Raw genomic sequence first — 24,182 nt, forward strand, 5'->3', positions numbered from 1 at the left:
GAAAATCAACCTTTTTTGACCTTCTCAATTACTTCATTGTAGTAACTCTCATATTTGGGCATAATATTGCTCAGCTGGAAGTCTTTAGCGCGGTTGAGTGCGGCCTCTTTAAACTGTAGAAGTCTGTCACAGTCTTCCAGTACGCTGATGGCATTTGCGGCCATTTCGTCCACATTACCTACGTCACTGAGATATCCGGTCACACCATTGACATTCAGTTCCGGCAGACCTCCGGTATTGGTCGAGATGACAGGCACTTTACAGGCCATAGCTTCCAGGGCTGCCAGTCCGAAACTTTCGGAGCTGGACGGCATCAAAAACAGATCGGAAACGGAAAGTATTTCTTCAATAGCATCCTGTTTACCTAAGAAACGTACATCCTGACATACATTGAGCTGACGGGATAATTCTTCCGCGTTTCTTCTTTCCGGTCCGTCGCCTACCATGAGCAGTTTGCTTGGGATTTTTTCATTAACTTTCTGAAAGATTCGAATCACATCATCTGTCTTCTTTACTTTACGGAAATTGGATGTGTGTATTAGGATACGCTCATCAGAAGGAGCAATAGCTTTTTTGAAGTGTGAACGATCTTTATTGCTGAATCTTTCCAGATCAATAAAATTAGGAATGACCTGAATATCTTTATTGATATCAAAGTATTCCAGTGTTTGTGACTTTAGATTTTCAGATACTGCAGTTACACCATCAGACTGGTTGATAGAGAAGGTCACGACAGGGCTGAAGCTTTTATCTTTACCTACCAGGGTAATGTCCGTACCATGCAGGGTCGTAATGACAGGTATATTAATACCATAAGTGGCCAGGATCTGCTTTGCCATAAAGGCTGCTGAAGCATGTGGAATAGCATAGTGTACGTGTAGTACATCGAGATTTTCGAACCTGACGACATCTACCAGTTTACTGGCAAGGGCAGATTCGTATGGTAAGAAATCAAAGAGTGGATATTGTGATACGGCAACCTCATGATAGAACAGATTCTCAGAGAAAAAATCCAGACGGGCAGGTTGACGGTATGTAATAAAGTGTATCTCATGACCATTTGCGGCCAGAGCTTTACCTAATTCTGTAGCAACCACACCACTTCCTCCAAATGTAGGGTAACAAACTATTCCTATTTTCATGTTCAAAATTTATCTGATGCAAATTAAAGATTATTTTGGACAGGAGAGGATAACTTAATTGCCATAATTCTGCAAAATTTTTGAGATCGTAACGTAAATCGGGTCTATAGATTAAAATAGTAAATATATAATCCACTTGCTAACAGGATTTATTATGTAAATTGGGATATTATTTTATCTGTTTATGAAACATGTATGTGTGTCTGAATGAACGCTTACACGTATAAACTGCATCTGCCGGTTAGTGGATGCCTATTGAAAAGTAAATTATATATGAAAACATTCGTCAGCGATCTTTCAGGCAATCCGTATCCTATAAGAGATAAGGTGCTTGGCTCTACTCTCAGAAATGCAATTGTGCAATTGATTCAGGAAGATCATCAGGGATTTGACCGTGATAAATGCTTGTCTACAGGTGAATTGGATTATTATAAAGAAAAATATCTGTCTTCTATTCTTAAAAAGGAAATCGGAGAGCTCACGCAACTTGATCAGATGGTACTGGATAGTCTGAAGAATAATGAGCTTATATCTGCGTCTCTAGATCAGGAACAGGATACCATGAATTTTGGAGATAAAGTCTCAGACAAAGTTGCTGAGTTTGGTGGAAGCTGGACATTTATTCTTTCTTTCATTGCTTTTCTGATTTTGTGGATTTTGCTGAATATATACTGGTTAAGTAACAAAGGTTTTGACCCTTATCCATTTATTTTACTCAATCTGATCCTGTCCTGTATAGCAGCATTGCAGGCTCCTGTGATTATGATGAGTCAGAACAGGCAGGAGGAGAAGGACCGTGAAAGGGCTAAGAACGATTATATGGTCAATCTGAAAGCTGAACTTGAAATCCGTGCACTGCATGAGAAGATCGATCATCTGATTATCCATAAGGAACAAGAGCTGGTAGAAATGCAGCAGTTTCAGGTGGATGTTATTAAAAATCTGATTGAAAAGATCGATAAACTTGAAAGCAAACTGAATAAATAGGAACTGCCTGTTAAACTTTCTATTTTTGTGTAATGATAGCTAATAAAGAGATTCTGCTTACAGAGCTTGTATTCAAATTTTCCAGATCCGGTGGTGCCGGAGGTCAGCATGTCAACAAGGTATCTTCCAAGGTACTTCTGCAGTGGGATGTGGCCGGGAGTACAGTTTTTTCTGAGGATCAAAAAGCTATTCTTTTTCATGCGCTCTCTAATCGAATTAATAAAGATGGAGTATTGCAGTTGGAAAGTGATAATGACCGCTCTCAGCTGAAAAATAAAGAAATCGCAATTCAGCGGTTTCTGACCATTGTAGACACGGCGCTAATACCAGTTAAAGCCAGAAAAAAAACGAGAATCCCTTATTCTAAAGTCGTTGACCGTCTGGACAGGAAGAAGAGACAGTCTGAACTAAAAAAATCCAGAAGCAAGAAATTTGATGACTAATCGTTGATACAATAAAATTCTTTTTTAAATTTATTTTATTGATATTCAGTTTGTTATGAATAAAACTAAAAAATTAGTTGTAAAACTATTTTTTTAGTTTTAAACTTGTTTTATAATCGATTACTGGCAATATTGTCTTATTATTCATAGAGTTATGGACGAAATCAAAGAACTTACAAAAGCAGAAGAACAAATTATGCATGAGGTTTGGGAGATAAATGGCGGATTTGTAAAAGACGTTATCGAACGCCTTCCGGAACCGAAGCCTGCATATAATACCGTGTCTACTATCGTGCGGATATTGGAAACCAAGGGTTTCCTGATGCACAAATCCTATGGCAAGAGTCATCAATATCTGCCTAAGATTTCCAAAGAAGAGTATAAGAAAGTAATTACGGGTAAATTGTTGAACAATTATTTCGATAATTCAGCGAAGAGTATGTTGTCCTTCTTTCTTGAAGAGGATAAACTGAATCTGAAAGATGTAAATGAATTGTTGGAGATAATCGCCAAACAGAAAAAATAACCAAGCGGATCTACATTATTATAAACAAAAGTATTATGATGACTTACCTGATCATGGCCAATTGCAGTATGCTTGTATTGTATATGTTGTACTACCTGCTGCTAAGAAAACTTACTTTTTTTCAGTGGAACAGAGTTTATCTGATAGGAGCATTATTAGTTTCCCTGATTGTACCAGCACTGCAGTTTATGGATTTTTCCGATAGCGTATATGCCGCCGATATTATTCCTGTAATCAAAATGAATATGATCGCTGTGCAGGGAGACGTCATTGTGTTGAATCCTAAACCTTTCACATTCAGCATGACTGTGGTGTACTGGATAACTGTAGCTGTGGCCGTTGTTTATTTTCTAATCAGATTACTGCGTATTTTCAGATTATTCAAAAAGCAAAATCCGAACATGTCTTTTTCGTTTTTGCAACAGATCTATGTTGGTGATGCAGTCGCAAATGCTTCTCTGATCTATGCACATGAAGATGTCCACGTGAAACAACGACATACTTACGATATCCTGTTTGTAGAGATTGTCCGCATTTTCAACTGGTTCAACCCTGTACTATACTTTTATATTAAGGAATTAAAATTTCAGCACGAATGCATTGCTGATCAAATCTGCTCCGGACAGGACAAGCGTTCCTATGCGGAAGTATTGGTAGCGAACGCAATGAGTGTGCCTGCTCATGTAATGTTTCATGAGTTTTCTAATCAATCATTTTTAAAGAAAAGAATTATGATGTTATTTCAGAACAGATCAAAATCCATCAATAGGATAAAATACGTGTTGCTACTTCCTTTAACCGTTGGCTTAGGCGTTACAGCATTAGCTTTTAATAAGACATCAGATGTTGTCAAGACAGATCTGGTATCTAAGGTAATGGATGTGCATCTTCCTCTACCAGATGCGTCTGGTCTGCAGCAACAAGCGGTAGATTTACAGTATGATAAACCTGCGCAACAGCAAGAACCGGTCGTAAAGACTGCCGAAGTTCTTCCTGAGCCTCCGGGGGGTATGAAAGCCTTTATGACATTTATAGGACAAAACTATGTCTATCCAAAAGCTGCTGTTGACAATAAAGTAACAGGGCTTGTAAATATTGCCTTTATTGTTGAAAAAGATGGGTCTCTGTCAAATTTTAAGATTACAAAAGATATGGGCTATGGTACAGGAGAGGAAGCTATACGAGTACTTAAAATGGCGGAGAAATGGAAGCCGGGATTAAATAATGGTAAAACGGTAAGAGTTGCTTATACAATTCCTTTGAGATTAGCGGCTGCCAGCGCCGCACAAAATACCGAAACAGAACAGCGGGATATTTCTCCAAAAGCAGGTGTACCTAGCCCTCCGGATGAGTATATAGTTTTAACGAAAGTTGAAAAAGGTCCGGAGCCGACAGAAGGTTTTCAGAAATTTATGATGTTTATCGGGAATAATTATCAGTATCCAAGTGAAGCCGTGAAATCAGGTGTAAATGGTAAAATACTACTCACTTTTGTCGTGGAGAAAGATGGTTCACTGACAGATTTCAAAATCGCACAAGACCTGGGATATGGAACAGGTGAAGCTGGACTGGCTGTGTTAAAAAAATACAATCAGAAATGGACTCCCGGGGTTCAAAACGGGAGACCGGTCAGGGTAATGTATACGCTGCCAATACAACTCAATACAGTGGACTAAATTTGTGCTTAGCTGAAAAAATCCCGATACAATCGAATTGTATCGGGATTTTTTATGGTAGTGGCTTTTATTTTTAGTTGGCCTTGATTAATTCGGTCTGTAGTGTAATAGTTTCAAATTCCTCAATTGGGTAATTGGATTCTATCATTTTGATAAGCAGTTCTGTTGCTATTTTACCCATCTCTACCGCAGGTTGTCTGACAACATTCATAGTCGGGGAGAAAAGACTCACGACATTTGAATTGGTAAAGCCTGATATCGCAATTTTATTAGCCAGTTCGGGATTTTTAGATTTCAAAGCCATTAAGAAACCGGTAGACAGACGGTCTCCTGATATAAATATGGCATCGAAATTCTGTTCTAAAAGTTCATCTACAACATTTTCCAGTTCATTGAGGTTCATACCTCCGTACAAACAATGTTTTACCAGATCCTCATTAAACGGGATGTGGTATTTTTTCAATGCATCCTGATAGCCTTTTAACCGTTCCCGTGTAATAGAAAGATTTTTGGCATTGTTGAGATGTGCAATTTTTCTTTTTCCGGACAGGATCAATTGTTCTGTGGCCGCAAAAGCTCCTTTATAATTGTTGACAATGACCTTGAACGTATCGAAATCCTCCGGCACCCGGTCAAAGAATACGATAGGAAATCCTCTTTCATATAGTTTTCTTAGGTACGAGATATCTTCTGTCTCGGAAGCTAAGGCGATCAGCAATCCATCTACGGATCTGGAACTCAGATATTCTACATTGAGTTTTTCTCTTTCAGCCGATTCATGGGTCTGGGAGATCATCACATTATAATTTTTCTGATAGGCAACAGACTCTACGCCGTTAATGACCTGAGAGAAAAAATTGTTTGCAATTTCACTGAGTACAATCCCGATAGAATAGCTTCTTTTTTCTTTGAGACTTCTGGCTATAGGGTTGGCACGGTAGTTAACTTTTTCGGCATACTCTAATACGATTTTCTTAGTTTCCGGACTAATTTCATAGCTATCTCTTAGTGCTCTGGAGACTGTAGAAGTAGATAGATTAAGTGCCTGAGCAATATCCTTGATCGTATAGTTTTCAAATTTCATTCCTAACAAATATAAGCAATGTTGGCAAGATTACGGCAAAATGGGATTTCGTATTTTCTGACCGCAATCGATGTCGGGAACGATTGCATAACTTTTGGTTCAAAAACGGCTTCTACTGGAATTTACTTCGCATTTTTGTGATATGATAACCGATTATAAGAATTAGACAGATAACCGTAACTAATTGCCTTCTTCTTATTAAAAAAATAATAACATCTATTAATTCAAACTAATCACTTATGAGTAAAGTGCTTATGCTATTAACTGCTTTTTGTCTGTCGATAGGGGTTTCTTTTGCCCAGAACAGACAATTGCAAGGTACAATCAAGGCTGCAGACTCGGGGCAAACGTTATCCGGCGTCAGTATAAAAGTTCTTGGTACCAATGTCAGTACCAGTTCTGACAATAAGGGGAATTTTAAAATTAATGTGCCGGTTCAGGGCGGGACACTTCAATTTTCCTATGTGGGGTATACCACACAATCCGTACCCTTCAAAACCGAGTCAACTCTCAACATCTCTCTGCAGACTGTGACGAATGCACTGGAAGAAGTGACCGTCAATGTGGGGTATGGCGTTGTCAAGAAAAAGGATCTGACAGGTGCTGTGGCGTCCGTGAATGCGGATGTCATCTCTAAAGCTCCGGTCGCATCGGCTTTGGAAGCTATACAAGGGCGTCTTTCCGGTGTGAATATTTCCAGTACGGAAGGTTCCCCGGATGCCGAAATGACGGTGCGTGTACGGGGTGGGGGCTCTATCACAGGAGATAACTCGCCACTCTACATTGTGGACGGATTCCCGGTAACGACTATCGCTGATATTGCACCGTCGGATATCGAATCTATTGATGTCCTCAAGGATGCATCTTCAACTGCGATCTATGGTTCCAGAGGTGCGAATGGGGTTATTATTGTGACGACGAAGACCAGCAAAACAGGTAAATTTTCTGTGAGTTACAATGCTTTTGGCGGTGTTCGTAATATTGCAAATACGCTGGATGTATTGCAGCCGCTGGACTATGCCAGGTGGCAGTATGAACGTGCTTTACTGACCAGGAGTATCGATACCTATACCAAATATTTTGGCAACTTTCAGGATATAGACCTCTATGACGGAGTGGCAACGAATGACTGGCAGGATATTGTATTTGGTCGTACAGGTAATACTTTTAATCAGAATGTGAGTCTGAGTGGCGGTGGTGAGAAGACGAAGTACAGCTTTAGTCATAATTTTATCAAGGATAAGGCTATTATGGTGTCTTCAGGATACAATCGCCAGAATATCAATTTTAAGCTCAATCATAAGCTGCATAAGCGCGTAACACTGGATCTTGGTTTCCGTTTTTCGGATATGAAGATTGACGGGGGAGGTGCTAATGAGCAGAATGAAAAATCGTCTGCAGATTCGCGTTTGAAAGCGGTAATGGTATATCCCGGTATCCCTGTGCAGGGCTTAACGGATTCGGAAGAGACTGATGAGGGCTTTAATTTATTTGATCCGCTGACTTTTATCGCTGACAATGATCAGCTTCAGAAGCGTCGCAGTTACAATTTAAATGGTAGTATAGGTTGGGAGATCGTGGATAATCTCCGATTCAAGACTGATTTTACCTTTGATGACGGAAACAATTCCAATGATCGTTTTTATGGTAAAACGACCTACTATGTGCGAAATACTCCTGAAGATAAGAATCAAAATCTGCCTGCTGTGATCTTGTCTAAGATATCCCGGCAATCTATCCGGACGGCGAATACCCTGAACTATGATTTCAAAAGCCTGCTGAATAAGGATCACAATCTGAATGTACTGTTGGGTCAGGAATATATTTTTACGAAATCCAATGCATTGACAAATACGGTTCACGGATTTCCGTCGACCTTTACTTTTGATCAAAGCCGAAAACTAACCGCTCAGGGTAAACCATTTTCTACCGAGAATTTTTTCAATGCAAATGATATTTTATTATCCTTCTTCGGTCGTGCTAACTATGATTTTCGCGGAAAGTATCTGTTAAGCGCTACCTTCCGTGCTGATGGTTCATCTAAATTTGGTCCGGGTAATAAGTGGGGATATTTCCCTTCCGTTTCCGGAGCATGGAGAATCTCTGATGAGGCGTTTATGGATGCTTCAAAATCCTGGCTGAATGATCTGAAACTAAGGCTGAGTTATGGTACTGCAGGTAATAACAATATTCCTACAGGACAGATCGATCCTACATTTACCGTAACACCTACCTCCTGGATTAACGGATACAGCAGTTTCTGGTCTACTTCCAAGATCATGTCCAATCCGGACCTGAAGTGGGAAACAACTATTACCCGAAATCTGGGATTAGACTTTAGCTTATTTAATAGTCGTGTAACAGGTACAGTAGAAGCTTATCTCAATAAAACGAAAGATTTGCTGATAGACTATCCTATTGCAGGAGTGGGATATGACAGCCAGTACCGTAATATGGGAGAAACGCAGAATAAAGGTATTGAAGTTGCTTTAAACTGGGCTGCTGTCAAATCTAAAGATTTTGATCTCAATGTATCGGCAAATATTAGTTTCAACAGAAACCGTGTTAATTCTCTGGGACTTCTGAATGCGATTAACTGGCCTTCGAGATGGGCTTCTACAGAGATCGGGTCGGATTACTGGGTGCAACCGGGCGCTGCTGTCGGCCAGATGTATGGCTATAAGTCAGCCGGCCGATATGAGGTATCTGATTTTACCGGATACGATGCTGCAAAAGGTATATGGACACTCAAAGAAGGAGTTGCTACAGCTAATGATGTGATCGGTACGATTCGTCCGGGATCTATGAAACTGGAGGATCTGAATGGAGATGGTAAAATAAACGAAAGTGATAAGACGATTATTGGTAATGCCAATCCTAAACATACCGGAGGTTTCTCGATCAATACACGGTATAAGAATTTTGATCTTACAGCACTTTTCAACTGGAGCTTCGGGAATGACATCTATAATGCCAATAAGATTGAATATACCCAGACCAGTAAGTATCACTCCCGTAATATGATCTCTATTATGGAAGAAGGTCAGCGCTGGACGAATCTGCTGCCTGACGGAACCATCAGTAATGATCCTGTTCAGCTGGCAGCCATGAATGCAAATACAACGCTGTGGTCGCCACTTACCAAACAGTTTATTTTCAGTGACTGGGCTGTAGAAGACGGTTCGTTCCTGCGGTTGGGTACATTGACATTGGGATACACATTTTCGAATGAACTGCTACAAAAGGTCAAAGTAAAGAACCTGCGTATATATGGTACAGGGTATAATCTGTTTCGTATCACAAACTACAGTGGCTTTGATCCGGAAGTATCTACCAGAAGACAATCTGCACTTACACCGGGAGTAGATTACTCTGCTTATCCTAAAAGTCGCTTGTATGTGGTAGGGATAAATCTGAGCTTCTAAGGATTGATATCAATTAATGATCAAAAAATTTTAGAGATGAAAAAGACATTTTATAAAATAGCATTTGCAGCAGTATTGGGGACTTCTCTGGTGTCTTGTAATAAACTTCTGGATGCACCTGTACAGTCAGCGATGGATGAGTCTGTTATTTTTTCTTCACCTGTACTGGCAGAAGGTGCAGTAGCAGGAATCCTGCAGTCATTCGGAGAGACAAATTCATATCGTGGGCGTTACCTTGTTTATTACGGTATCAATACCGATAATGAAGTTGGAAATTCACTGAAAAATACGACTGATGAAAAAAGTCTGTTAGCTAATTATCAGACGAATGCAAATAATACCCAGATGAATACAGACAATAATGCCTGGGCTAAATTTTACGAGGCTATTGAGCGTGCTAATCTGGCTATCCGTGGATTGCGTGCATACGGAAATATTGAAAATAATGCACAATTGGCTCAGATTCTTGGGGAAGTGCTGGTCTTGCGTGCTGTGGTTTACAACGATCTTGTAAAGGGATGGGGAGATGTACCGGCACGATTTGAGCCTTTAACATCTGCCAATACGTATGTTCCGAGAAGTGACAGGGATATTATTTACAAACAAATACTGGCCGATCTCAAAGAGGCCGAAAATTATCTTCCATGGCCTAACGGCAATACAAAGACACAGTCTGTAGAGAAGGTGAATAAGGCATTTGCAAAGGGATTGCGCGCACGTATAGCGCTGGCTGCCGGTGGATATGCACAGCATGCCGACGGGGTGCGCCTGAGCCGTGATCCGGATCTGGAACGCACAAAGATGTATCAGATAGCGAAAGAAGAATGTCTGGATGTGATCAATAGCGGCACATTGAGACTTTTAGGTTTTGAAGAAGTGTTCAGAACACTATGTCAGGAAACGAATCTGGCGGGTAAAGAGTCTATGTGGGAGATCCCGTTCTCTGAAGGCCGCGGGCGTGTATTGTTTGATCTGGGTGTAAAACATACGACTACAGATAAATATACTATGCAGAATAAAGGCGGTACCAATGGTCCGAATCCGATTATGTGGTATGAGTATGATAAGGATGATGTAAGACGTGCTGTATCTGTGGTGCCTTATGAGTGGACAAATGGCAAACAGGTACCTACAAATCTGAATAAGTGGTATTTTGGAAAGTACCGTTATGAATGGATGAAGCGCGTGGTAACTTCTACCAATGATGACGGGCTCAACTGGATGTATATGCGGTATTCAGATGTAGTACTCATGGCTGCAGAAGCGGTAAATGAGCTGGATGGTCCGCAGGCTGCTGCTGCATATCTCAAAATGATCCGGGATCGTGCATTCCCGACACATCCCGAAAAAGTAACGGCATATATGTCTGCTGTAACGGTGAGTAAAGAAGCCTTTTTTAATGCCATTGTTGACGAGCGCTCCTTAGAGTTTACAGGAGAGATGCTGAGAAAGGGAGACCTGATCCGCTGGAACCTGCTCTCTGCCAAGCTTAATGAAGCCAAACAAAAGCTTCAACTACTGGAAAACCGCCAGGGCAGATATGCAGGCTATCCTAAAAATATATACTATAAAACATTGGCAGATGGTGAGTCTGTGGGAATTTATGGTCTGGAATCCGGAGATACGGATGCAATAGGAGCTACATACGGCACATCTAAAACCTGGAAGCTGGCTGCTGATAATGATCAGGTCGCTTACTGGGACGCGATGTTCCTTCGGGATCCGAATCTGCAGCAGTTCTGGCCTATATGGCAGTTCTTTATTGAGGCCAGTAACGGACAACTGACAAATAGTGGTTACAATTTCTAACTGTTTTAAAGATTAGATATTATGAAAGTACATTTAAAAAAATACGCTATATACGGGCTGTTAGGAGTTTCTCTCTCTTTATCGGGTTGTTCCAAAGACGCTCTGGATGTGATCAAAACACTGGATACGGATCAGTCTTTTTCACCTGTAGGTTTAACCGCTATTCTGGATGGTAAGACTTCTATCGTATTGACGTGGACAAAGGCGATCAATGCAGAGGCTTATACGGTTGAATTGTCTGAAAGTGCAAATTTTGAAGGAACTCCTTTTAAGACCATTGAAAATATTAAGATCAGCGAATTGCCTTACACTATTCCCGGTCTGTCCGGAGATACGGAATACCATATTCGTGTTAAGGGAACTATGACCGGTAAGGAAGATTCGAAGTGGGTGTCAACAACATTAAAGACTGCATCTGAGCAGATTTTTAATCCGGTGGATCTGACCACTATTACAGCTAAGTCTGTGGTATTGAGCTGGCCTGCCGCTGCTGCGGTTACCAGTATAAGTCTTTCTCCCGGTAATATCCAACGCACACTGACGGCTAATGAGATAGCGAAAGGTTCGGCATTGATTGAAGGCCTGATCCCGGAGACAAGCTATAGTGCGATATTGCTGAATGGAACAAAAACAAGAGGTACTGCGATCTTTAAAACGGGGATAGATATAGGAGATGCTATTCTGGTGACTTCTGTTGCAGAATTAACAGCTGGTATTGCATCTGCCAAAGGAGGGGAAACTTTTGCGCTGACGGGAGGTAACTATGATTTTGTCGGAGCTACCGGTGTATCACTGGCATTATCCAAACCTGTAGCTATCGTGGCTGCACGTGTATCGGAAAAACCTGTATTGAATAATGTCGGATTCACGTTATCCGCAGGAGCAGCGTTGAAGTTTCAAAATGTAATTGTTGACGGAGGGAATAATCTGAATAATGCAATCACTGTCGGAAATGGGGTATATGGGGAAATCATTATCGAAGGCAGCGAGATACGGAATTACAAAGCAGGTGTCATTATTATGAATACCTCAGGAACTTCATCAAGTACTGTTGCAGCATTGAAGATGAATAATAATATTTTCCGCAATTATGGAAACAGTGGCGAGTTTATTGATTTTCGTACCGGCTTTCCGTTAAATCTCTCTTTTACGAATAATACGGTTTATGGGGTTGCCGACCGGGAATTTATTCGTATAGATGCGGCGGGCACTAATGTATATCCGGCTGGTGGAGTCAGTATTTCGGTGAGCAATAATACTTTGGTCGGACTGGCCAATGCATCCAGCAGGAGATTTTTCTATGTACGTATTCCGGCAGCAAATCACAGTATTTCATTTACAAAAAATATAGTTACGGGTACAGTAGGTTTATTAGCCAATCAATCGCAGACTAATATTACGACATTGAGTGGAAATAACTATTTCAATGCTACAAGTCTGCAGGTTACCTCATCAGGGACTGTTAAAGTGGATGCAAATGGTACAAGCCTGGATCCGGGATTTGCAAATGCTGCAAACGGTGATTTTACAATCAGTAACAATACACTCAAAGGAAATGGAATAGGAGATCCGCGCTGGATCAGATAGAGATTTAGTTAGTTATCCATATAAATTTAAAGGAGTATTCAGCATATCGGATATTCCTTTATCTGTTTATTGCTTGAAGAAAAGATTTAGTACCTGTTAATATGAATTATTGTACACTAAAGAGAGGATTATCGGTCCTTGTTATGATCGCTGTGATCATCGGTTTGTATGCTTTTGCTGATAAGGAACCTGTTACACTCTACATTATCGGAGATTCTACAGCTGCAAATAAGACGGCTAAAACTTACCCTGAAACCGGATGGGGGATGAAACTTCAGGAGCTGTTTAATGAGCAGAAGGTGATTGTCGACAACAGGGCTTTGAATGGTCGCAGTACGGCTTCCTTTAAGCATGATTACAATACCAAATCCCATACGGTGGTCAATCATTGGAGGCTGGTGCTGGAAAAAATAAAACCCGGAGATTATGTATTTATCGAATTCGGACACAACGATGAAAAAATTCATAAACCTACTGTAGGTACTTCTCTGGAAAAGTTTAAAGCCAATCTTACGGAGTATGTGGAAGAGACGCGTCAGAAAGGGGCTATTCCGGTACTGTTGACTCCTATAGAACGACGCAACTGGATAAACGGCAAGCTGATTGAGACGCATGGCGGTTACCCTGATGTAACCCGTGAGGTGGCAAAACAGTTAAATGTACCCTTAATTGATATGCAGATTAAAACAAATAGCTTACTTTCCCGTTTAGGAGAGGAAGGATCTGTTTCCTTATTCAATCATCTGCCTCCGGGTCACGAGAATTACCCAAAGGGTATTCAGGACAATACGCACTTATCACCCAAAGGAGCAGAGCAACTTGCGAAGCTGGTAGTTGATGGCATTCGGGAATTAAATCTTACGCTTGCAACTGCACTTCGGTAGTAAATTTCTGCTGTTATAAACAAAAAATGAGCCTCGTCTACAATCGTAAACGAGGCTCTGATTTTTAAAACAATTAAATATTAGAAGATATACTTCGTGCTTAGGAAATTAGATTCATTTTCACTCACAATTTCATTGAATAGCTTTTTGTTGCTATCGGTGAATTTGGTGGCTACTAATGAACGGATAGAGAAGGAGCGAAGTGCATCGACTACGGAAAGCGTTCCTTCGGCACTGTCTTTTCGTCCTGTGAACGGAAAGACGTCCGGCCCGCGCTGACACTGGCAGTTGATATTGACACGGCTCACCTGATTGACTAATGGATCTATAAGGGATGATACCACAGAAGCATTGTTGCTGAATATAGAAACCTGCTGACCATGAGGTGAACCGATCAGATATTCTATAGGCTCTTCCAGGTCATCGAAAGGGACTACAGGAATAATAGGACCGAACTGTTCTTCTCGATACAGCTTCATGGCATGGTTTACCGGATATACAATCGCCGGATATACAAATGATTCCAGAGTCTCTCCACCATGCTCATTGACAACTTTGGCTCCGTTAGCTATCGCATCTGCAATACAGGACTCCAGATATGCCGGTTTACCAACTTCCGGAAGAGGAGTAAGGGCAACTCCTTTTTCCCAAGGCATACCGTATTTTAATTTGGCTACTTCTGCAGAGAGTCTTTTGAGGAATTCCTGCGCAAGGCTACGATGTACATATACGATTTTGATCGCTGTACAACGCTGTCCGTTGAAGGACAGAGCGCCTAATAAAGTCTCGGATACAGCAAGATCCAGATCCGCATCTTTGGTGATGATAGCCGCATTCTTAGCATCAAGTCCCAGAATAGCTCGCAGACGGTTTACTTTAGGGTGCAGCTTTTTCAGTTCATCCGCTACACGACTGGATCCTATGAGTGTCAGCACATTGATCTTGCCAGACTGCATTAGCCCCGGAACAATATTATTACCACGTCCATAGATGGTATTGACTACTCCTTGCGGAAAACTGGAACGGAATGCTTCCAATAAAGGATAGTGCAGAAGTGTACCATGCTTAGGCGGTTTGAAGAGTAGCGTATTACCCATAATGAGTGCAGGGATCAGCGTCGTGAAGGTTTCATTCAACGGATAGTTGAATGGTCCCATACAAAGTACCACTCCCAGTGGTGAGCGACGTATCTGTGCGATAATCCCCTGTTCGATTGTGAAGCCCGATGACTGGCGATCTATATCTTTTAACGCATCTATAGTAGCATAGATATATTCTACCGTGCGGTCAAATTCTTTTACGGAATCGGTGTACGATTTCCCGATTTCCCACATGATCAGTTTGACGACGATATCTTTCTGCTCGATCATCTTATGTGTAAAGTTCTCTACACAAGTGATACGGTCAGCCACACTCATTGTCGGCCATTGACCTCTGCCGTTGTCATATGCGGCTACAGCAGCATCCAGTGCTTCCTGAGATTCTTTTTCCGTACATACCGGAAAACTACCGATACGCTTTCGCTGCAAGCCATCTTTGGTCTTGACACAGATGGGTGAAAAGACTTCGTTGACAGGGCCATTCCAGGCTTTCATCTCTCCGTTGGAGAGATATTCACGTTGGTCAATCTGCTCATGCAGTGCATACTCGTCAGGAATATCTTCCTCCTGAAGGAATATGTCTTCTAGGTTTAAGGACATAATATTTAAAGGTTGATTAATATATTTTTATGTTATGAGGTATTCGGCATACGGAGATTAAGGATGCCGAATAATCTTTATTTTTAGAAATTTACGATTTTCATTTTAGGAACCAAAGTCTTCATCACTACCCATGCAATAAGATAGGCTATGGCACAAAAAGAAAATATGATGAAATATCCTGCCTCAGCACCCTGAAAACCCAGGAATTGCATATGTGTTTGTTCAGCATGATCAAATAGCCATCCTGAAATTTTGTTGATAAAAAATGATCCTACCCCTCCTGCGAGTCCTCCTATTCCGGTAATGGTAGCAATAGCTGCTTTCGGAAACATGTCTCCCACCGTAGAAAAAATATTCGCCGACCAGGATTGGTGTGCAGCACCGCCTATCCCCACAAGAATCACGGGAAACCAATAGGATAAATGTCCTAATGGCTGGGCAAATAAAACCAATAGCGGGAAGAATGCGAAGATGAGCATGGCTTTCATACGCCCTTCGTATGGATTCATGCCTTTTTTCTCTACTAATATTGTTGGCAGGTATCCGCCATAGATGGATAATAATGTAATAGCATAGAGGACGAAGATCGCTAATTGTCCTTCTCCGTCAGAGGATTTGATGTGGTAGACTTCACTGAGATAGGCTGGCATCCAGAACAGATAAAACCACCATACGCCGTCAGTCATAAATTTACCAAAGGCAAAAGCCCAGGTTTGCTTGTGTTTGAAGCAATCTTTAAAGGATACTTTCTTTACTTCTACTACACCTGCTGCAGTATCAGCAAGACTATCTTGCTGTATATAGGCCAATTCCGCAGCATTAACTTTAGGATGTACTTCGGGTTTCTTATAAATAAACGTCCAGAAGCCCATCCACACAAAACCTGAAGCCCCGATAATAATAAATGACATTTCCCATCCCCATTTTGCAGCGATAACAGGTATCGTAATCGGAGCTGCCAGTGCTCCTATAGTCGCTCCGGCATTAAAGATACTGGTGGATAAAGCTCTGTCTTTTTTCGGAAAATATTCTGCAGTCGCTTTAATGGCTGCAGGAAAATTGCCGGCTTCACCTACTGCGAGTAAGAACCGGGCAAAGATAAACAGGGTTACACTGACATTAATGATCAGGCCGACATCGTTGATTTTCGAAATAGCTTCTTTTGCACCGTGAAATCCGACAAGCCATTCTCCTGCGACTATTCCTGAAGTAGCAATACCACAGAAGGCATGCAATATGGCTCCGAAAGACCATATCCCAATGGCCCATAAAAATCCTTTTTTTGTATCCATCCAATCTACAAACCGTCCTGCAAACAGCATACTGACAGCATAGAAAATAGAAAATAAAGCGGTAATAGTTCCGTAGTCGTTATTGGTCCAGTGAAATTCCGGCGCTATAAAGTCTTTCCAGGTCAGGGACAGTACCTGTCTGTCTAAGTAATTGATCGTAGTAGCAAAAAACAACAGGATACATATTGTCCAGCGAAACTTGCCTGCTTTTATTTGGTTCATAATGGTAGTTGGTTTTAATATTTACTTTCTTGTACCAGCTGCAGCGCTAATACCGTATTATCATATAATTCGTCGTACAATCCTTTTTCTATGACTTCCTGGCTGATCAGTTTGCTCCCCATACCTACTGCACATACCCCTGACTTAAACCATTTACGAAGATTGTCGATATGAAGTTCGACACCTCCTGTAGGCATAAACAACTGCCCCCGGAAGAGATCTCTGATAGAAGAAATAAATTCCGGACCCAGTATGTTGGCCGGAAATATCTTGATAAGTGCTGCCTGATGCTGTTGTGCAAGACTAATCTCGGTGGGTGTCATACAGCCCGGAATCCACAAGAGCTCATTTTTCTTTGCTATAGCTGCTACATCCGGATTGATGGTCGGTGCTACCAGGAAATCTGCTCCTGCAGTCACAAAATCTTCTGCCTGGCCGGCATTTGTGATCGTACCTATTCCTATGTACAACCCCGGAAGTTCCTGATCACGTACAGCGATCAGTTTTTTGAAATTGTTTAAGGCGAATTCTCCTCTGTTGGTATATTCAAAGACTCGTATTCCGGCTTTGTACAGTACACGCACCAATGCGATTGTGCCTTCTTCGCTATCCTGATAAAACAGGGGAAGCATGCCTTGCTGAAGAATAGCATCCAGTACTATTTGTCTTTTATTACTCATTTTCTGTTTTCATTTTTAGTACATCTGCCACACTGCTGGTAGTCGCATCACTTGGGATAAAAAGTTTGTCATACGCTGCTGCAGTAGCAAAAGCCAATGTTTCTTTTGCTGGTAGCTGATGGTAAAATCCATAGATAAGGCCTGCCATAAAACAGTCCCCGCTTCCTACTTTATCCAATATCTGTGTAGAAATATATTCGCGCGAAACAGTCAGTTCTCCTTGTGTATAGAGGGTGGTATAATAACGTATACCTTGTCCGTAATCGAATCTGAAGGTATTGGCTACGGCTTTACAATGGGGATAAGCAGCGATAATTTCTTTTGATGTTTCGGTAGCCTGTTCCAGTAATATATCTCTTTCATATTCACCGTTTTCAGTCAAAGAATTATGTAGGGTTGTGCCCAGCATTTTATTTGAAGCCCATACGTTTCCCATTATAAGTGTACAATAGGGTGCCAGCTCCGGTAATATTTCCAAAGGTTCTTTTCCATATTTCCACAGTTTACTTCGGTAATTCAGATCTAACGAAACTGTAATTCCTTTTTCTGAAGCTGCCTTTACTGCCTGGAGACATATATCGGCGATGTCCTGACTGATGGCAGGACATATGGCACTGAAATGAAACCAGGAAACGCCTTTAAAAGCATTATTCCAGTCAATGTCGCCTGTTTTTAGTTCTGCGTAAGACGAATTGGCTCTGTCATATATTACACTTGCATTTTTCAGGTCTTTTCCTTTCGGAAGATAGTAGATCCCAAAACGGTCTCCTGAAAATAATACAGGATCCATATCAACACCTATTCCGGACACAGAATTGACAATATCATGTGCTATTGCATGGTCGGGAACTGCCGTCAGATAGGAAGACGGAACGTCCCACAACGCTAAAGCTGTAGCAACGTTCAGTTCTGCACCTCCGATGTAAAACGGAAGTTTGTTTTCGGCCAGCCACATTCCATTTCCATCCGGACAGATACGTAACAGCAGTTCGCCAAAACTTAATACCTTACCTTTTCCTGCTCCCTGAAAATCTTGATCAATCATCCCGGATTAGAACTTAAAGTAGTTTTTGGCATTGAAATAAGAAATATCAGCGATAATCTTTCCTATCTCTTCTATATCATTTGGCAATTCTCCGTTTTCTACATCCTGGCCAAAAAGATCACATAATAATCTTCTGAAATATTCATGACGCGGAAAGGAAAGGAAGCTGCGTGAATCTGTCAACATCCCTACCAGGCGACTCAACAGTCCCATATTGGATAGGGCATTCATTTGTTTGGTCATCCCGTCTTTCTGATCCAGGAACCACCAGGCTGATCCAAACTGGATTTTACCGGCTACGGACCCGTCATTGAAATTACCGATCATAGTAGCGATCAGCTCATTATCAGCAGGATTGAGGTTATAGATAATGGTCTTTGCTAATTTATCCTGCGTATCCAGTTTGTTTAAGAATTTGGACAGGGCTCTTGCCTGACTGAAATCACCGATAGAATCCCATCCGGTATCCGGACCGAGTATGCTCAGCATACGGCTGTTGTTATTACGCAGTGCGCCCAGATGATACTGCTGTACCCAGCCTTTTTCATGATCCCATTCTGCAAAATAGATCAGCATGGCCGATTTAAATTTCAGATTTTCCTGATAAGAGATAGTCTGACGGGCTCTGATCTTAGCGAAGATGTCTGCGATTTCCTGTTCTGTATAGTCTTCTGCATAGATCTGCTCCAGTCCGTGATCGGAAACAGAACATCCGTTGTCTGCGAAGAAATCGTGACGTTTTTTTAAGGCATCCAGGTATTCTTGTAAGGTAGATATGGAGCGGTCAGATACAGATTCCAGTTTATTGATATATGCATTCAGCGCCTCTATGTCATCACTATTCATCGCTTTGTCGGGACGAAATGCGGGTAACATTTTGAAAGACTCTTTTTCTGCAGCAAATTGTTGGTGATAGTTTAGGCTGTCAGTCGGATCATCTGTTGTACAGACGACTTCCACATTCATTTTCTTCAATAATCCTCTTACGGAATACTCAGGCGTCTGCAATCTGGCAGCGGTGTCTGCATAGATTTTATCTGCTGTCTTTGCAGATAGCAGATCCGTGATGCCAAAATATCTTTGCAATTCCAGGTGAGTCCAGTGATACAGCGGATTACGCATGGTCGAAGGAACCGTTTCTGCCCATTTTCTGAACTTCTCTTCATCAGACGCATTGCCGGTGATATATTTTTCATTGACACCGTTGGTGCGCATAGCGCGCCACTTGTAGTGGTCTCCGTTCAGCCATACCTGACTGATATTTTCGAAAGATGCATTGTTGGCAATCTGTTCAGGTATCAGGTGATTATGGTAATCAATGATGGGTTGATTCTTCGCAAAATTATGATACAAGTCTTGAGCGGTCTTTGAATGTAAAAGAAAGTTCTGGTCTAGAAAGCTTTTCATTTTTGAATAAGTTGTAGTACTTTTTGTGTTTTAATATTCTGTGTTCTGTATCCGGATAATTTAAAGGCTTACTCCTCTTTTCCATGGAATAAAATCGTCCTGATTGAGCAGCACAGCTTTTGGAATGATTTCACCACTTGCAGCCCTGATACAGTATTCCAGAATGTCTTCTCCCATTTGAGCTATTGTTTTTTCGCCTTCTATGATAGGTCCGGTGTTGATGTCTATAATGTCGGCCATTCGGTTTGCAAGTGCGTTATTTGTCGCGACCTTTATAACTGGGCAGACCGGATTGCCGGTAGGTGTACCCAATCCTGTGGTAAACAGAATTAAGGTTGCTCCTGAGCCAGCTTTACCTGTAGTGGCTTCTACATCATTCCCTGGTGTACAAACCAGATTCAGTCCCGGTTTTGTAGCTGTTTCGGTGTAATCCAATACATCCACCACAGGAGAGTTACCTCCTTTTTTCGCAGCCCCGGTACTTTTTATGGCATCTGTAATAAGGCCATCTTTGATATTACCCGGTGATGGGTTCATATGAAATCCTGAACCTGCGTTTTCTGCAGCATTGCTGTAGGCTGTCATGAGTTGTATAAATTTGCGTGCGGCAGATTCATCAATAGTTCTGTCTATCAGATTCTGCTCTGCACCACACAGCTCAGGGAATTCGGCAAGCAGTACTGTTCCGCCAAGGGTTACCAGCAGATCTGAGGTATATCCAACAGCAGGATTGGCACTGATGCCACTGAACCCGTCACTGCCACCACACTTAACCCCTAACACCAATTTACTTATGGGTGCGGGCTGACGTTCTGTTTCATTAACTTCGGTGAGGCCGACAAATGTTTTTTGGATCGCTTCCTTGATCAGTTGTTCTTCACTTTGAGATTGCTGCTGTTCGAAGATGAACATTGGTTTGTCAAAGTGCGGGTTACGGTTTTTGAGATCTTCTAAAAAATCTTTTACCTGCAGATTCTGGCATCCAAGACTGAGGATGGTGACACCTGCTACATTAGGGTGGTCCGCATATGCCGCTAATAATTTGCTGAGTACAGCTGCATCCTGACGTGTACCTCCACATCCTCCCTGATGATTCAGAAACTTGATTCCGTCAACATTTTTAAAGAGACGTCCTGCCTTGCTTTGACTGGCAGCTAAAGATAACTCGTCTGCAGCAGACAGATCTTCACCATTTTTATAGGCTTCGACCAGGTGACGTGTATAGGTTTTATATTTATCTGTAACGGCATAGCCCAGTTCATTGTGCAGTACTTCACGGATGACATCCAGATTGCGATTTTCACAGAATACAGTAGGGATGAATAACCAATAATTGGCAGTGCCGACACGACCATCCGGACGCACATAACCATTGAATGTACGACCTTCAAACTTAGAGACGTCCGGTGCATGCCATTCGTAATGGTAGGGGCGGTATTCATACGGTTCGGAAGCGTGTTTGGTATTTTCAGTATCCATTAATCCGCCCTTGCCGATATGGTGCTGAGCTTTTCCGACCAATACACCATACATCATGATGGGATCTCCCGCATTCATGTCCTGCATAAAGAATTTATGTTTGGCAGGGATATCATCTAGTAAAGTGTAATTTTCGCCATCGTAAATAATGGTCTCTCCTTTGACTAAATTTTGTAAGGCCACTAATACATTATCATTGGGATGGATTTTTAAAATTCTGGTTACCATGTTTTATTATATTGTTTTTTCAGCTTGCAAAGATTCGATTGCCGACTTTGCACCGCTGTTTTGTAATGTATTCAATTGTTTCTTTACACTGGTGGCAAAGCCCGGTAAACGGTTCAGATCCATACCCCACAGACTTTGGTCTGCGAGTACTTTTTCTACCAGTGTTTCCGGATCGTTCCAGTAGCCTGCCAGCAGGGGAGCATGCTCATCCTGTAGCATATACTTCTTTTCTCCTACAGTGCTGCAGTAGCCATCGCTTGTATTTTTACTGTTCATAAAGAGCAGGTAAGCAGCAAAACCTAAAGCCATGTGCTGCGGGACATGTTCATATTTTTGATACCATTTTTCAAACAGCTCCCGGTTTCGCATCTCCATTTTTGAGGTATAGTTCATGGCTATGGACTGCCATTTATGTTCGAGTGAAGGGTTGCTAAAGCGATCTATAACACTATTCGCAAATGAAGCTGTATCTTCACGACTAATGCTGTCACTGAGAATTGCCGCAGATATTTCGTCTTCCATAAGCCCTTTGACATAAGCTGTGAAAGCTTCATCCTGCATGGCTTCTCTGACAGTTTCAAAACCGGCTAATATGGCAAGCGCACAGGTTAAGGTATGTGTGCCATTCAGTAAGCGTAATTTCAGTTCTTTGAATTTGCTGATGGAGGGAACGATAAATATGCCTTTGTCTGCTTGTGCAAAGGAAAGTATTTCGGCAACCCGGGAATCTTCAGATTCTATAGCCCAGAGCCGGAAGGGTTCTGCCATGATGGTCAGCTCATCGGTATATCCGAGTTGTTGTTCCAGTATATTTTGTTCGTCCTGCGGAAGTTTTCCGGGTACAATTCTGTCTACCAGTGTATTGCAGAAATGGTTGTTTTCTTTTAGCCAGGTGATAAATTGTTTGTCCAGATTATTTTGTTCGGCCAGATCAAATACGATCTGTTGAAGTTTGGTTGCGTTATCACTGATTAATTCGGCCGGTACGATCACCATTCCGCTCTCGGGAGTTCCGCCAAAAGCGCTGAATCTTTCGTATAGAAACGCAAGCAGTTTGCCCGGGTATGAGGATGGAGGCATATCCGTTACTTTGTCTTCACTCATCACTATCCCGACTTCGGTAGTATTGGAGAAAACGACCTGCATCTCCGGACGATGTGCAGCTTTTAAAATTTCTTTCCAATCGTTTGTAGCGGAGAGTACACGGCTGATGGATGAGTTAATAATATTCTCGTGTATTTTCTTACCTTCTTCGATTCCCCGTATAGCTACTGTATACAGACCATCCTGTGTAGAAAATGCATCAACTCCCCCCTGACTGGTGGATTTGACGACAAGTATCCTTCCGTTGAAGATACCCTGACGATTGGCCTTGTCAATAAAGTAATCCGGCAATCCCCGTAATAATACGCCTGTTCCGAACTGTAATATCTTTTCGGGAAGATCGAGAAGATCTGCCGAAGGTTTGACCAGTCCGGTATGCTGTATATGTTCTAAATTCTTTCGGTTGAGTATCATTGTATTTACTTTTATTCTTCTATCTTATTTTTCTTTAACCACTTTTGATAATCTTTCTGTACAAAATTCAACGGCCAAACGCCATACCATGCATAGCCGTTACGCCGTTCTTCGCTTACTTCAGACAGGTTATATTTGACGGAATTATCTCTGTCTCCGAAGATGGGACGATTATCCTTCAGGTCATAAAAACGTGCCCATACTACAGCATCCGGATCTTTTACAAGCTGACGTGTAGGTTTATTCGTTTCCGGATCTTTGCTGAAATCAAAGCGGTATCCCTCGATATCGTTTGTTTCAAACCATTTTTTGGCTGATTTGACGGCCTGTATTACTTCTGCAGAAGGTTGTTCAAGGCGCATTAAAAATTTCACGACCCCCATAGATTCGCTGGTGCTGAGGGAAGCTGGTTCAAAATTGCGGGCTTTAGCCGGTTGGAGCGTATTCTGATCATATTGTGCAGCCCAGATGGTGAGAGTTCCATTCTGTCTGACCTGTGTCTTCAGAATACAGTCTAATCCGCGGCTTACAGCATTTTGAGCACGTTTACTAAGACCGGAGCGTACCACTTCATACCCTTCCAGTTTGTTCGATACATTGTAAAGAATATCCAGTGCATTAATCATTGCATTATCGTTGTAGGTGATTTCACCCCGGTAAAGTGATGCATTGGGATAATATTGCGGAAACCCACCGTTTGGATACTGCATTTTCAACAGATACTCTATACCTCTTTCTACCGCTTTCAGATAAGCTGGATTTTTGGTTTTGTGGTAAGCCTGTATCAGATATTCAATTTCACGTGATGTAGCCTTATTATCTATAGTTGCATACTGATCCGTAGTTTTGCGGATCTTATCCGCCAGAGATTTATCTATCGGTTTAGAATAATCTACTGTGGATTTGTCAGCGAGTTGTTTGGACCATGCTCCTACGGGCAACTGATAACGCAACATTTTATCTGCCAGGGTATCTATCTGTGTCTGTGCATGCACAATGCCTGCGCTCATCAGTATAAACAGTATTCCTAAAGTCTTTTTCATAC

18 protein-coding genes are annotated in these 24,182 nt (G+C 41.7%); 8 read left to right on the forward strand and 10 right to left on the reverse strand.

What is annotated here, in order from left to right:
- Window positions 1-5 precede the first annotated feature (5 nt).
- The gene (bshA, locus tag HMPREF0766_RS00235) at window positions 6-1,142 is read right to left on the reverse strand and encodes an N-acetyl-alpha-D-glucosaminyl L-malate synthase BshA (protein WP_002992708.1); all 1,137 of its coding nucleotides are present in this window, start codon (window positions 1,140-1,142) and stop codon (window positions 6-8) included.
- Between the two features lie 273 nt (window positions 1,143-1,415).
- Between bshA and HMPREF0766_RS00240 the strand changes: the two genes are divergently transcribed.
- The 4 genes from HMPREF0766_RS00240 to HMPREF0766_RS00255 all read left to right on the forward strand — a co-directional run bounded on the left by HMPREF0766_RS00240 (window position 1,416) and on the right by HMPREF0766_RS00255 (window position 4,774).
- A complete protein-coding gene (locus tag HMPREF0766_RS00240) occupies window positions 1,416-2,129 on the forward strand; it encodes a DUF1003 domain-containing protein (protein ID WP_002992709.1) in 714 nt (237 codons plus the stop codon).
- Window positions 2,130-2,161: 32 nt separating this feature from the next.
- A complete protein-coding gene (arfB, locus tag HMPREF0766_RS00245; RefSeq protein ID WP_002992711.1) occupies window positions 2,162-2,572 on the forward strand; it encodes an alternative ribosome rescue aminoacyl-tRNA hydrolase ArfB in 411 nt (136 codons plus the stop codon).
- 154 nt (window positions 2,573-2,726) lie between these two features.
- Window positions 2,727-3,098 (forward strand): BlaI/MecI/CopY family transcriptional regulator, encoded by a 372-nt coding sequence (locus tag HMPREF0766_RS00250; RefSeq protein WP_002992713.1) that lies wholly within the window; start codon window positions 2,727-2,729, stop codon window positions 3,096-3,098.
- 35 nt (window positions 3,099-3,133) lie between these two features.
- The gene (locus tag HMPREF0766_RS00255) at window positions 3,134-4,774 is read left to right on the forward strand and encodes an energy transducer TonB (RefSeq protein WP_002992715.1); all 1,641 of its coding nucleotides are present in this window, start codon (window positions 3,134-3,136) and stop codon (window positions 4,772-4,774) included.
- 73 nt (window positions 4,775-4,847) lie between these two features.
- Here HMPREF0766_RS00255 and HMPREF0766_RS00260 read toward each other — a convergent pair whose 3' ends face one another.
- A complete protein-coding gene (locus tag HMPREF0766_RS00260; protein WP_002992716.1) occupies window positions 4,848-5,858 on the reverse strand; it encodes a LacI family DNA-binding transcriptional regulator in 1,011 nt (336 codons plus the stop codon).
- 239 nt (window positions 5,859-6,097) lie between these two features.
- Here HMPREF0766_RS00260 and HMPREF0766_RS00265 point away from each other — a divergent pair, with 239 nt between their 5' ends.
- From HMPREF0766_RS00265 to HMPREF0766_RS00280, 4 genes are all read left to right on the forward strand, one after another.
- Complete coding sequence (locus HMPREF0766_RS00265; RefSeq protein WP_002992717.1) at window positions 6,098-9,283, forward strand: SusC/RagA family TonB-linked outer membrane protein; 3,186 nt, start codon at window positions 6,098-6,100, stop codon at window positions 9,281-9,283.
- Between the two features lie 36 nt (window positions 9,284-9,319).
- On the forward strand, window positions 9,320-11,092 hold the full coding sequence (locus HMPREF0766_RS00270; protein ID WP_002992718.1) for a RagB/SusD family nutrient uptake outer membrane protein: 1,773 nt from the start codon (window positions 9,320-9,322) through the stop codon (window positions 11,090-11,092).
- A gap of 21 nt (window positions 11,093-11,113) precedes the next feature.
- The gene (locus HMPREF0766_RS00275) at window positions 11,114-12,679 is read left to right on the forward strand and encodes a DUF5123 domain-containing protein (protein WP_002992719.1); all 1,566 of its coding nucleotides are present in this window, start codon (window positions 11,114-11,116) and stop codon (window positions 12,677-12,679) included.
- Between the two features lie 101 nt (window positions 12,680-12,780).
- Window positions 12,781-13,563 carry a rhamnogalacturonan acetylesterase gene (locus tag HMPREF0766_RS00280; RefSeq protein WP_002992720.1) on the forward strand — a complete coding sequence of 261 codons (783 nt, stop codon included), beginning with the start codon at window positions 12,781-12,783 and terminating at the stop codon, window positions 13,561-13,563.
- Window positions 13,564-13,643: 80 nt separating this feature from the next.
- Here HMPREF0766_RS00280 and HMPREF0766_RS00285 read toward each other — a convergent pair whose 3' ends face one another.
- From HMPREF0766_RS00285 to pelA, 8 genes are all read right to left on the reverse strand, one after another.
- Entirely contained in the window at window positions 13,644-15,263 is a 1,620-nt protein-coding gene (locus HMPREF0766_RS00285) for an NADP-dependent glyceraldehyde-3-phosphate dehydrogenase (protein ID WP_002992721.1), read from the reverse strand.
- 83 nt (window positions 15,264-15,346) lie between these two features.
- Window positions 15,347-16,780 (reverse strand): MFS transporter, encoded by a 1,434-nt coding sequence (locus tag HMPREF0766_RS00290; RefSeq protein ID WP_002992722.1) that lies wholly within the window; start codon window positions 16,778-16,780, stop codon window positions 15,347-15,349.
- Between the two features lie 14 nt (window positions 16,781-16,794).
- The gene (locus HMPREF0766_RS00295) at window positions 16,795-17,460 is read right to left on the reverse strand and encodes a beta/alpha barrel domain-containing protein (protein WP_002992724.1); all 666 of its coding nucleotides are present in this window, start codon (window positions 17,458-17,460) and stop codon (window positions 16,795-16,797) included.
- A complete protein-coding gene (locus HMPREF0766_RS00300; RefSeq protein ID WP_002992725.1) occupies window positions 17,453-18,505 on the reverse strand; it encodes a sugar kinase in 1,053 nt (350 codons plus the stop codon). Before HMPREF0766_RS00300 ends, HMPREF0766_RS00295 begins: the two co-directional genes overlap by 8 nt.
- Before the next feature lie 6 nt (window positions 18,506-18,511).
- Window positions 18,512-19,912 (reverse strand): glucuronate isomerase, encoded by a 1,401-nt coding sequence (gene uxaC / locus HMPREF0766_RS00305; protein WP_002992726.1) that lies wholly within the window; start codon window positions 19,910-19,912, stop codon window positions 18,512-18,514.
- Window positions 19,913-19,972: 60 nt separating this feature from the next.
- Window positions 19,973-21,619 (reverse strand): UxaA family hydrolase, encoded by a 1,647-nt coding sequence (locus tag HMPREF0766_RS00310; RefSeq protein ID WP_002992727.1) that lies wholly within the window; start codon window positions 21,617-21,619, stop codon window positions 19,973-19,975.
- A 6-nt stretch (window positions 21,620-21,625) separates the two neighbouring features.
- A complete protein-coding gene (locus tag HMPREF0766_RS00315) occupies window positions 21,626-23,137 on the reverse strand; it encodes a tagaturonate reductase (protein ID WP_002992728.1) in 1,512 nt (503 codons plus the stop codon).
- Window positions 23,138-23,148: 11 nt separating this feature from the next.
- A complete protein-coding gene (gene pelA, locus HMPREF0766_RS00320; protein WP_002992729.1) occupies window positions 23,149-24,180 on the reverse strand; it encodes a pectate lyase in 1,032 nt (343 codons plus the stop codon).
- Window positions 24,181-24,182: the final 2 nt, after the last annotated feature.

This window comes from Sphingobacterium spiritivorum ATCC 33861, assembly GCF_000143765.1.
Taxonomy (GTDB): domain Bacteria; phylum Bacteroidota; class Bacteroidia; order Sphingobacteriales; family Sphingobacteriaceae; genus Sphingobacterium; species Sphingobacterium spiritivorum.